Raw genomic sequence first — 9,857 nt, forward strand, 5'->3', positions numbered from 1 at the left:
CCGGTTCCGGCGGGGCGTCAGTCGGTGGCGTTCCGGGCGGGGGTGTCCCGGACGGGAGTGTCCCGGGCGGGGGTGTCCAGGTCGCTGCTGGACCGGACGGGCGCGCGCAGGGAGCGGGCGCCCGTCCAGGTGAGCAGGGCGCTGCCCCAGGTCAGGCCGGCGCCGAAGACGCAGACGAGCACGCGGGCCCGGTCGGCCAGCAGGCCGCGGGCGGCGGCGTCGGCCAGCGCGAAGGGGGCGGAGGCCGCGCCGATGTTGCCCGTGAGGTCTCCGGTGATGTGCAGGCGTTCGGCCGGGATGCCGATCCGGTCCGCGACGGCGCGCAGGAGCAGCGGGTTGGGCTGGTGGGTGATGAAGGCGTCGATGTCCTTGAGGGCGAGGCCGTGGTCGGCGAGGGCCTGGTCGACGAGGCGGGGGAAGATCTCGGCGATGAAGTCGCGCACGACCCGGCCGTCCATGTGGATGTGGTGCAGCCCGGCGTTCAGGCTCCCGGGGCCGGCGGGTATCCGGCTGCCGCCCGCGGGGATCAGCACGTGGTGCGCGCCGCGGCCGTCCGAGCCGAGGCGGAAGCCGTGGAAGCCTGCGTCGTCGTGGACGGGGCCCAGGACGGCCGCGGCGGCGCCGTCGGCGAAGAGGACGGCGGTGCCGCGGTGGGCGGGGTCGACGAACTTCGAGTAGGCCTCGACGCCGACGACCGCCGCGTACCGGGCGCCGGGGGTCGTGGCCAGCCAGGCGTGCGCGATCTTGGCCGCGAACAGCCAGCCGGAGCAGGCCGCGCTGACGTCGAGTGCGACGGCGTTGCCGGCGCCGGTGAGGGCCTGGACGCGGCAGGCGGTGGCCGGCCCGAGTTCGTCGGGGGTGGAGGTCGCCGCGACGACGAGGTCGAGCCGGTCCGGCGGGATGCCGGCGGCCTCGCAGGCGGCCAGTACGGCGGCCGCTGCCAGGTCCGAGGCGGCCTCGTCGGGTGCGGCCCGATGCCGTTCGACCACGCCGGTGCGCTCGGTGATCCAGGTGGCCGAGACACCGGCGGGCGGGCCGACCTCGTGGTTGCCCCGGACCTCGGCGGGCAGGTACGTGCCCATGCCCAGGACGCCGGTCATGGGGGGCTTCCTTCGGTTCACGACGTGCTCCCGGTGCGGTCGGAGGAGCCGGTGGAGGAACTGGCGGGGGCGCCGGCAGGGGCGCCGTGGGCGGCCAGGAGCGCGGCGGCGTAGTCGGGCTCGTCGAGGGCGGTGCGGGCGAGGCCCGCCCCGGGGTCGAGGGCGGCCACGATGTCCGGCAGGGCCTGACGCAACCGGTCGCACAGGGCGTCCATGGCGGCGGGCAGGGCGCGTACGGCCGAGGGGGTGAGCACGCCGGTCGCCAGCAGGGGGCCGGCCAGGCGCCGGGCCTGGCGCAGGCCGTCGAGCGCGGCGAGGTCGGCCGCCTGCGGAACGGGCCACCCGTGCGCGGCGGTCCCCTCCACCGCGGCCTCGGCCGCGAGCCGGCGGGCCTGGACGTCCCCCAGCTCCAGGGCGTCCTCCAGCAGCGGGTTCCACAGCTCCAGGTCTCGCTGGAGCGAGCCGTGGAGCGCCTCGGTACGGGCCGACGCCGCGGCGGCGAGGTCGTCGGCGAGCCGGTCCTGCAGCGCGGTGACGACCGCGGGCCACCACGCCGCGTCGGTCGGGTCGGCCGAAGACGGGCCCGGGTCGGCCGGGAACCGGCCCGGACCGGCCCTCCGCCGATCGGGGCGTGCCCGCTCCTCGGCGAGGGCGCGGCCGGCGTCGAGCAGGATGAGGGTGTTGTCGCCGCCGGCGTTGTCGAAGGCGCGGGCGAAGCCGAGGTAGCCCGGCAGCCGGTTGTGGTCGAAGAGGCCCGACACCCCGCAGCGGTGCTGGAGGGAGTCGACGAGTTCCGCCACGGCCCGGGTGCTGTGCGCCTTGTGGAGGGCGAGCGAGCGGTCGACCGCGGCCCAGGGGGAGAAGGTCATCGCCGTGCCCGGCCCGTCGGAGGGCTTCGCGGCGCGCAGCCCCGCCCACGTGGACAGGGCCGCCCGGGCCGTGCAGCGCAGGGAGAAGGCCGCGGCCAGCGCTCCGACGACGGCGTGCTGCTGGGTGCGGTACTCCAGGACCGGGCTCCCGGGCGCCAGCCGGCCGTGCGAGCGGCGGCCCGCGCTGAACCGCCAGGCCATCGCCGCGCTACGGCCCGCCAGGCCCGCCATCGCGGACGGCAGGGTGGCCCACAGCCCCTGGCCGCAGCTCAGGGTCCGCTGGAGGCGGGCGTCGGCGCTCGGCTGCGGGTCGTGCAGCACGCCCGTGGCGTCGATCCCGGCCCCGTCCGCCAGCCAGCGGTCGTACGGGATTCGGGCGCCGTGGAACCGGACGAGGCCGTAGGGCAGCGGGAGCGCGCCCACCGGGAGCGGGCCGGAGACGGACACGCCCGGTGCCGGGCGGCCGTCGACCCCCGTGATGTCGACGAGGAAGGAGAACACTCCCCCGTCCCGGGCGCCGGTCAGCAGCCGTGCGCAGACCACCGCCTGCTGGGGCAGGCCGAACGCCGCGACGGAGGAGAACTTCGCGGCCCGGTGGTCCGGGGTGTGCAGCGTGAACGCGCGGCGGGCCGGGTCGAACCGGGCCTCGGTGCGGATCCCGAGGTGGCTGCCGGCGTCGCCGATCTCGGTGACCAGGAAGGATCCCTTGGTGCGTGCGTGTGCGAGGGCGCCGTCCGGGTCCGCGGCCTTGCCGCCCAGGAGGACCAGCGAGCCGACGCACAGGGTGTAGTGGGAGAGGAAGGTCTGGTAGAGCGATGGATCCGCCAGCGCCGTCGCCTCGCTGAGCGCGGCCAGCAGTTCCGCGTCGGCGACCACCTCGACCGCCGGCGGCAGCGAGGCCGCCAGGCGGGCCAGCCGCCGGTGCGCGCTGACGTCCGTGCGCAGGGCTGCCGCCCCGTGTTCGGCCCGGTGGTCCGCCAGGAGCTGTCCGAACTCCGAGGCCCGCCGGGGAGGGAGCAGCGCCGAGAGGCGGGTCAGGACGTCGATCGCGCCGGCCTCCTCGCCAGGCTTCCGTTCGGTGTTCAAGAGTCCCCCCGTGCGGCCGTCGTGGTCGGGTGGTGGTGGTGCGACGTGCCCTCTCCCGGCGCGGCGGGAGGCGGGCAGGAGCACGGGGGCGGCAGCGGCGTCTGGGGGCCGGTCGGCCACTGGCCGTCGGCGACCGGCGCGAGCGCGTCCTGCCGCGGGTCGATCCTGCGCACGCTGTTCGTCAGCGTGCTGCCGGTGCCCGCCTCGACGACCAGCGAGGCGTCCGCCATCGACGCGCCGAACACCGCAGGCAGGTCGAAAGGCCTGACCAGGCACGCGGACAGCGCGCTCGGCAGATCGCTGTCCGCGCGGTAGAACCGGCCGGCCACCGCCGAGTACACCGGTCGGCGCGGCGGGGACAGGCGCAGCCGCCGGGCGAAGTGCGCGAACGCACCGGCCTCGTGGACGAGAGCCGGGTGGTGGCTCATGAACGGGAGCCGCAGCCGCTGCGCCCCCACGCCGTGCGCCGTCGCCGACCGTTCGACGACGGCGAGCCCGTCGAGCGGGCCGGAGACCACCGTCTCCCCGCCGTGGTTGACGCAGGCCACTACCACGCCCGTGCCCGGCCCGGCGGCCGCGAGCAGCCGGCGGGTTGTGGCCGGGCCCGCGCCCAGCAGTGTCATGCCGCCGCCGTGGCCGGTCAGCAACTGCCCGAGCCGGCAGGCCAGACGGGCCCCGTCGGCGACCGAGCAGCATCCGGCCGCGGTCAGCGCGGGGATCTCGCCGAAGCTGACCGCCAGGAGACGGTGCGCCCGGCAGCCGTCGGCTTCGAGTGCGCGGTGCACCGCCAACGACACACCGAACAGCGCGAGTTGTACGGTCCCGGCCGGCTCGGCGGCCAGCGCGCCGGCACTGAGCGGGGAGTCGCCCGTCAGGTGGGAGCCGCCACCGGAACGGGAGTCGCCGGTCAGGTGGGAGCCGCCTGCCAGCCGGGGGCCGATCGGCGCCACCCCGAACTCGGCGGCGACCACGTCGGCCTCCTCGAAGACCTCGGCGACCGCGCGTGCCAGCGACCCGACGCGGGGAAGCGTCCGCAACAGCGGGGTCAGACTGAAATCCCCCTGCCCGGGGAACATGTGAACGAACTTTCCGGTGGCCGTGGGACTCTGCGGACGCTGCGGGCCGGACATCACGGATTCCGCCTCCACCCTGGGGCACGTTCGAAGGAAACGCCCCGACGCCACCGATGGTGGAGGCTGCGGCCGCCCTCGCGGGCCCTTTTCGACGGCCGGCCCGTCAAGCTTTTCCGGGCGTCAACTTCCCGGGAATTACATCGAGTTGAGAATCCCATTCGGGCATCCCGGCGGCGCTGCGAGCGGATAGCATGGCGGGATGTGCGCAGCGCGACCGCGTACCGCGGAGGCCGGACCGGGCCGCCGTGAGCGCGGCGTCGACGACCCGCCGGGAGAGACATGGCCGTCCGCCGTGTGCCGAACGCCCGCCTTCGCGAACTCCTCGAAGAAGCCCGATGGACCGGAGAGCAACTGGCCCGGGCCGTCAATCAGATCGGCGCCGAATCCGGATGGGCCCGGGCCTACGGGCGCGCCTCGGTGCACCAGTGGCTCACCGGAGCCGTTCCCCGCAAGCCCGCCCCCCACCTGGTCTGCGCGGCGCTGGGCCGTCGGCTCCGACGGCCCGTCACCCTGGCCGACGCCGGATTCGGAGATCCGCCGCCGGACACCCCGGCGCCGGATTCCCCGGCGGTGCTCGCGCGGCTCGCGGCGGCGGCCGTCGCACCCGATCGCCACGGGAACCTCCTCTCCTACCAGCCGCCGCCCGCACCGCCCGCAAGCCCGACCGGCCTGGCCGAAGCCCTGACCGGAGGCCGGACCGAAGCCCCGACCGGCGCGTCGGTACCCGCGGGCGCGAAGGCGCCCCCGCCCCAGCCGGACGCGCTCGCCCTGCTGCTGCCCGTCTTCTCCGCGATCGACCGCGTCCACGGCGGAGGCCAGGCCCGCACCGCACTCGCCGCGTTCCTCGCGACCACGGCGGCGCCCATGCTCGCCGCACCCGCCCCGCCCGTCCGGCACTTCGGCATCCTCGGAGCCACCGCCCGACTGTGCTACCTGTGCGCCTTCATGCACATCGACGACGACCTCAACGGCCTCGCCGGCCAGTACTACCGCCTCGCCCTCGACCTGGCCCGGCACGCCGGCGACACGGCCGCCCAGGCGATGACCCTGCGCGCCATGGCCACCCAGGCCTACGAACTCGGCCACCGGCGCCAGAGCCTGCGCCTGGCGCAGGCCGCCGCCGACTGCCGCATCAGTTCCTCGGCGCCGCGGCTGCGCGCCTCCGTCCTGGGGCAGCTCGCCCTGTCCGAGGCCGCCCTCGGCGATCGGACGGCCGCGCTGCGCCACATCGGCGACGCCCGCGACCTCCTCACGAACGCCACGGGCCCGCCACCGCCGATCGGCGACTACCACCGCGCCTCGTGGGACCACCAGCGGGCCCTCGTCGGAGTCGAACTCGGCGACCCCGCCGGGGCGATCAAGCTCCTGGAGGTGTCCGCCGCCCGCAGGCCCCGGGGCGAGTCCCGCTCCCGTGCCGTCGTCCTCAGCAGACTGGCCGAGCGCCAGCTGGCGGCCGGACACATCGAAGCCGCCTGCGCCACCTGGCACGAGTTCCTCGACGTCTACCCGCTACTGGCCTCCCGCCGAGCCCACCTGGCCAGGGCGCGGATGCCCGGGCTCCTGCTCCCCCACCGCCGGCGGCCGGCCGCGGACCACCTCATCCAACGGGCCACCGCCCTGGGGCGTGCCTGACGATTCGCGCACGCGGTAGCGGCCGAGCCTTCTCCCCGTCAGGGCCGGCGCGGAGTCCGCGCGAGGACGTCGGTCGCGACCTCCGTGACCGTACGGTGGTAGGCCACACTCACCGGCCCCAGGCCGCCGATCGCCCCGACCACGGCGTCCGTCGCGTCGACAGCGCCCTCGGCAGCCCGCAGCGGGGCGATCACACCGACGGTCGCCGCCGCCGCGATCTCCTCCGGCCGCAGGGCGTTCAGACCGTTGAACGCCACGAACGCGCCGGAGCGGATCGACGCCGCCAGGGTGCTGCCGGCGGAGACCAGCACCAGGTCGCTGGACTCCGCCACCGCGCGGACGGCGCGCCGCCGGTCGGAGGAGCGGTAGCACCACTGATCGGGGTGCTGGCCTCGAAGCAGCGGGAACCGCGCGCGCAGCACCCCGAGGATCTCCGCGACCTCCTCGACCGGTGAGCACGGGTGCTGGACGAAGGACAGCCGCTCGGGATCGACGGACCGCAGGGCCTGCGCCCCGGCCACGTCGGGCACCCGGACCCGCCCCGCCTGCTGCGCGGCGGGGTCAGCCGGGGCGAAACCGCCGCCGAGCACGAGGACCGTGTCCCCGCGAACCTCGTACTGCCGGACGGCGGCCCACGTCGCGGCCGCCCGCGGGCACTCGGCCTGCCCGGCGCCCCCTGCGGACGGGGGAAGCCGGTTCAGGGGCTGGGACGGGACGACCGGGGTCGGCCCGCACGCGGGCGCCGACGCGCAGACGATCAGCCGCCTGGTCCGCACCGTGGCCGACCAGACGCGGACGGCCTCCGCCGCCACCGCCTCCTGGCGGGCCGGAGCGATCACGGCGATCCCCACCACGGCCCCGTCCAGGTCGATGTAGGTCGTGGCGAACAGCCGCCCACCCCGGCCCGCCGGCAGGATCCCGCCGGCACCGATCCGGGCGGCGAACCCGCGCTCGTGGAGCCACCCGGCCACGAGCGGGGCCGCCGGACAGGTCACCGGTCCGCGCGTCGGATGGACGTAGCCGGACAAGACGGTGATCGGACCGTCAGGGCCCGATGCCACGTCGGACTGCTCCGTCAACCGGGACCGGTTCATGCCGGCTCCTCCCCAGGGTGGATGGCCACGTCGTTCGGCTCCGGCGAAGGTCGCGGATGCCGTTGGTGATCTTCCGAGTGTGCCCGGTGGAGCCGCGTCGGCGAGCTGCGGACAGCGCCGTGGACAGAGGTGTCGCCGGCGGGTGTCCGGCGGGCGCAGCCGGCAGCGCTCCGGCGGGGGCGGCGGGGGCTGGAGCGGGCGACGGGCCGGATGTGAAAGTCGGATTCTCCATGAATCCGACCCGCTGGTTCGCCGTATACGAATGGAAGTCGCATTGTCCGGACGGCCGGACGGCCGGAATCCACCCCACACCACAATGGTTCACCAGCGACAGGATTAACCTGAACGCCACATTCGGACAAGAGGCCGAGTCGACCAAGTGGGCCGCGAACACCCTTGCAGTGGAGATGAGTTGAACGAAGGGCCGACCGGTCGCGCCGGGCGCCCAGGCGAGTCTCCGGAGTTCGGGGCGCAGGTACGGTACGCACGCGAATAGTCCAGCCCGCGGCGGCCTGCGTGGCGCGATGCCACCGGCGCTGGAATATTGCTAGAAGTGACGGCAGTCACACGCAATGGAGTTCGATGTGCGCTTCGCGACGCGCGATGTCCGCCGCTCGGTCATCGTCAGCCTCATGGGTACCACGCTCGTCTGGTACGACTTCTTCCTCTACGTCAACGCTTCCGTGCTGGTCTTCAAACACCAGTTCTTCCCCTACCTCTCCCCCTTCGCGGCGACCCTCACCGGCATCGGCCTCTACGGGGCCGCGCTGGTGGCACGGCCGGTCGGCGGGGCGCTCTTCGGGCACCTCGGCGACCGCCACGGCAGGCGCCCCGCCCTGGTCGGCGCGCTGCTGCTGACCGGGGCCTCCACCGGCCTGGTCGGGCTGCTGCCCGGATACGGCCAGATCGGCTTCGCCTCCCCGCTCCTGCTGGTCACGCTGCGCCTGCTCCAGGGGCTCGGCCTGGGCGGTGCGTGGGGAGCCGCCACCGTCGTCGCGCACGAGTGCGCCGAACCGGGGCGCCGGGGGCTGGTGTCGAGCTGGGCCCAGATCGGCGCACCGGCGGGCAACCTGCTGGCGTTCGGGGCCATGACGGCGGTCTCCGGTGCGCTGACGCCCGCACAGTTCATGACCTGGGGCTGGCGACTGCCCTTCCTGCTCTCCGCCGTGCTGGTGGTGGTGGGGCTGTGGGCCCGGGCCCGGATCGAGGAGACCCCCGCCTTCCGGACGCTCGCCCTCACCGGGGCCCGCAGCAGGCGGCCGGTCGTCGAACTGATCGCCCGGCACCGCAGGCAGCTGCTCGTCACCACGGCGATCACCGCCGGAGCCGACGTCGTGCTCTTCGGCTTCTCGTTCAACTACGTCCTGACCCTGCTGCGCGTCGCCGGCCTGTCGCTCAACGCCCTGATCGCGCTCTCGCTCCTCGCCCCGCTCGCGCTGATCGCCCTGATCCCGTTCTTCGGCGCGCTGTCCGACCGCTACGGGAGACGACGGGTCTGCCTGGCCGGGACCATCACCATGGCGCTCTGGGCCGCCGCGTTCGCGCCCCTGCTGCGCTTCGGCTCTCCCCCGGTCCTGGTGCTCGCCTACCTGCTGTCGCTGGTGGGATTCGCCGCGATGTACGCCCCCCAGGCGGCCCTGGTCTCCGAGCTCTTCCCGAGCCGCGTGCGCCTCAGCGGAGCCGCCGTCGGCTACCAACTGGGCGGACTCCTCGGCGGCACCCTCGCCACCTACCTGACCGCCGAGGCCGCCGACTGGTTCAAGTCCCCGGCCGTGACCCCGCTCTACGTCCTCGCCGTCCTGGTGGTCAGCGGTACGGCGCTCCTCACCCTCGCGCGCCACGGCGAGGACGACGGCTCCCCCGCAGTGGCCGGGCCGTCGGGCTCCGGGCTCCCCACCCCGTCGAGCCGTCCCCCAGCACCGGCCCCCGGACTCCCCGGGTGATCCGGCCCGCAGCACCACCGGGTTCCCCCACCCCGAGAAAGGCACGACCCCATGAAACACCCCATCGGTATCGCGGCCGCCGCCCTCACAGCCGGCACCCTGGTCGGCGGACTGCTCGTGTACGACACCTCCGCCGCCGGAGTGCCCCAGGTCATCACCTGTGAGGACAGCTTCACGATGACCTTCAGCTCCGGCCTCACGCTCGTCCCCCAGGACAACATCACGGCCACCCTCGGCAACCCCAAACTGCTCAACTGCACCGGTGACGCCCCCATCACCCAGGCCGACTACGTGGGGACAGGCCTCGGCAACGGCGTGACCTGCGCGGCCGGCAACTACCAGAACGCGCCCGGCACCCTGCAGCGCGTCACCTGGGAGACCGCGAACGGCCAGCCCACCACGGAGGACCCGGGCACCACCGACTTCACCTGGGACATGCAGCCGATCCAGGACCTGCTCAAGTCGAGCAACCCCCTCAGCGGCGGCATCACCGCGGGCCGCTACAAGGGCGCCACCTGGACGGTGGTCCTCGACCCGGTCAAGTCCGACATCGACCTCACGGCCTGCAACACCCCGACCGGCCTGAAGTCGATGACGCTGGACGGGACGGTCACCATCACGCTGCCCACCGGCACGCAGTCCCCCACACCGACACCGACCTCCACATCCAGCCCGACCTCCACCGCCACCCCCACGCCCACGCCCACGCCCACGCCCACGCCTACGCCTACGGTCACCCCCACCGCCACCCCCACGGCCAGGCCCATGCCCGTCCCCTTCGTCCCCGCGCAGGACGCCTGATCCCGAACGGGCGCCCCACCGCCGCGCTCCCGCAAACCCCGCCCCTCGCTGCGGAGCGAGCGGTGCCCGGCAGGCTCGGGCCGGGCGGGACGAGTCTCCTGGACACGGCGGCCTGACGAAGTGGCGGGGGGGGGGGGGGGGGGGGGGGGGGGGGGGGGGGGGGGGGGGGGGGGGGGGGGGGGGTATGGGGGGGGGGGGA

Annotated in this window: 7 protein-coding genes; 3 read left to right on the forward strand and 4 right to left on the reverse strand. The window is 75.1% G+C overall.

The genetic code is table 11. The features are described from left to right. Positions 1–17: 17 nt before the first annotated feature. Genes AC07BF_RS22190 through AC07BF_RS22200 form a run of 3 tightly spaced genes read right to left on the reverse strand, consistent with a single transcriptional unit; the run spans position 18 to position 4,131 of the window. On the reverse strand, positions 18–1,100 hold the full coding sequence (locus AC07BF_RS22190) for a 3-oxoacyl-ACP synthase III family protein (protein WP_400988948.1): 1,083 nt from the start codon (positions 1,098–1,100) through the stop codon (positions 18–20). Between the two features lie 17 nt (positions 1,101–1,117). Next, positions 1,118–3,055 carry an acyl-CoA dehydrogenase family protein gene (locus tag AC07BF_RS22195; protein ID WP_400988946.1) on the reverse strand — a complete coding sequence of 646 codons (1,938 nt, stop codon included), beginning with the start codon at positions 3,053–3,055 and terminating at the stop codon, positions 1,118–1,120. Further along, positions 3,052–4,131, reverse strand: a complete 1,080-nt coding sequence (locus tag AC07BF_RS22200; protein WP_363581125.1) for an ACP S-malonyltransferase — start codon at positions 4,129–4,131, stop codon at positions 3,052–3,054. The genes AC07BF_RS22195 and AC07BF_RS22200 overlap by 4 nt, the downstream gene beginning before the upstream one ends. 336 nt (positions 4,132–4,467) lie before the next feature. Between AC07BF_RS22200 and AC07BF_RS22205 the strand changes: the two genes are divergently transcribed. After that, positions 4,468–5,820, forward strand: coding sequence for a tetratricopeptide repeat protein (locus AC07BF_RS22205; RefSeq protein ID WP_363581123.1), 1,353 nt, complete (start codon positions 4,468–4,470; stop codon positions 5,818–5,820). A gap of 38 nt (positions 5,821–5,858) precedes the next feature. Here AC07BF_RS22205 and AC07BF_RS22210 read toward each other — a convergent pair whose 3' ends face one another. Next, positions 5,859–6,914: a hypothetical protein gene (locus AC07BF_RS22210; RefSeq protein WP_363630888.1), complete on the reverse strand. Its 1,056-nt coding sequence runs from the start codon at positions 6,912–6,914 to the stop codon at positions 5,859–5,861. Positions 6,915–7,546: 632 nt separating this feature from the next. Here AC07BF_RS22210 and AC07BF_RS22215 point away from each other — a divergent pair. Both AC07BF_RS22215 and AC07BF_RS22220 read left to right on the forward strand, forming a co-directional pair. Then, on the forward strand, positions 7,547–8,857 hold the full coding sequence (locus AC07BF_RS22215; RefSeq protein ID WP_363630886.1) for an MFS transporter: 1,311 nt from the start codon (positions 7,547–7,549) through the stop codon (positions 8,855–8,857). Between the two features lie 51 nt (positions 8,858–8,908). Next, a complete protein-coding gene (locus AC07BF_RS22220; RefSeq protein ID WP_400988942.1) occupies positions 8,909–9,658 on the forward strand; it encodes a hypothetical protein in 750 nt (249 codons plus the stop codon). Positions 9,659–9,857: the final 199 nt, after the last annotated feature.

The organism is Kitasatospora sp. NPDC043950 (assembly GCF_056435345.1).

Excerpts from the sequence above, each read along its gene's own strand:
- AC07BF_RS22205 (WP_363581123.1), top strand. The coding sequence starts at position 4,468 with ATGGCCGTCCGCCGTGTGCCGAACGCCCGCCTTCGCGAACTCCTCGAA.
- AC07BF_RS22190 (WP_400988948.1), bottom strand. The coding sequence starts at position 1,100 with ATGACCGGCGTCCTGGGCATGGGCACGTACCTGCCCGCCGAGGTCCGG.
- AC07BF_RS22220 (WP_400988942.1), top strand. The coding sequence starts at position 8,909 with ATGAAACACCCCATCGGTATCGCGGCCGCCGCCCTCACAGCCGGCACC.
- AC07BF_RS22210 (WP_363630888.1), bottom strand. The coding sequence starts at position 6,914 with ATGAACCGGTCCCGGTTGACGGAGCAGTCCGACGTGGCATCGGGCCCT.
- AC07BF_RS22215 (WP_363630886.1), top strand. The coding sequence starts at position 7,547 with ATGGGTACCACGCTCGTCTGGTACGACTTCTTCCTCTACGTCAACGCT.
- AC07BF_RS22200 (WP_363581125.1), bottom strand. The coding sequence starts at position 4,131 with ATGTTCCCCGGGCAGGGGGATTTCAGTCTGACCCCGCTGTTGCGGACG.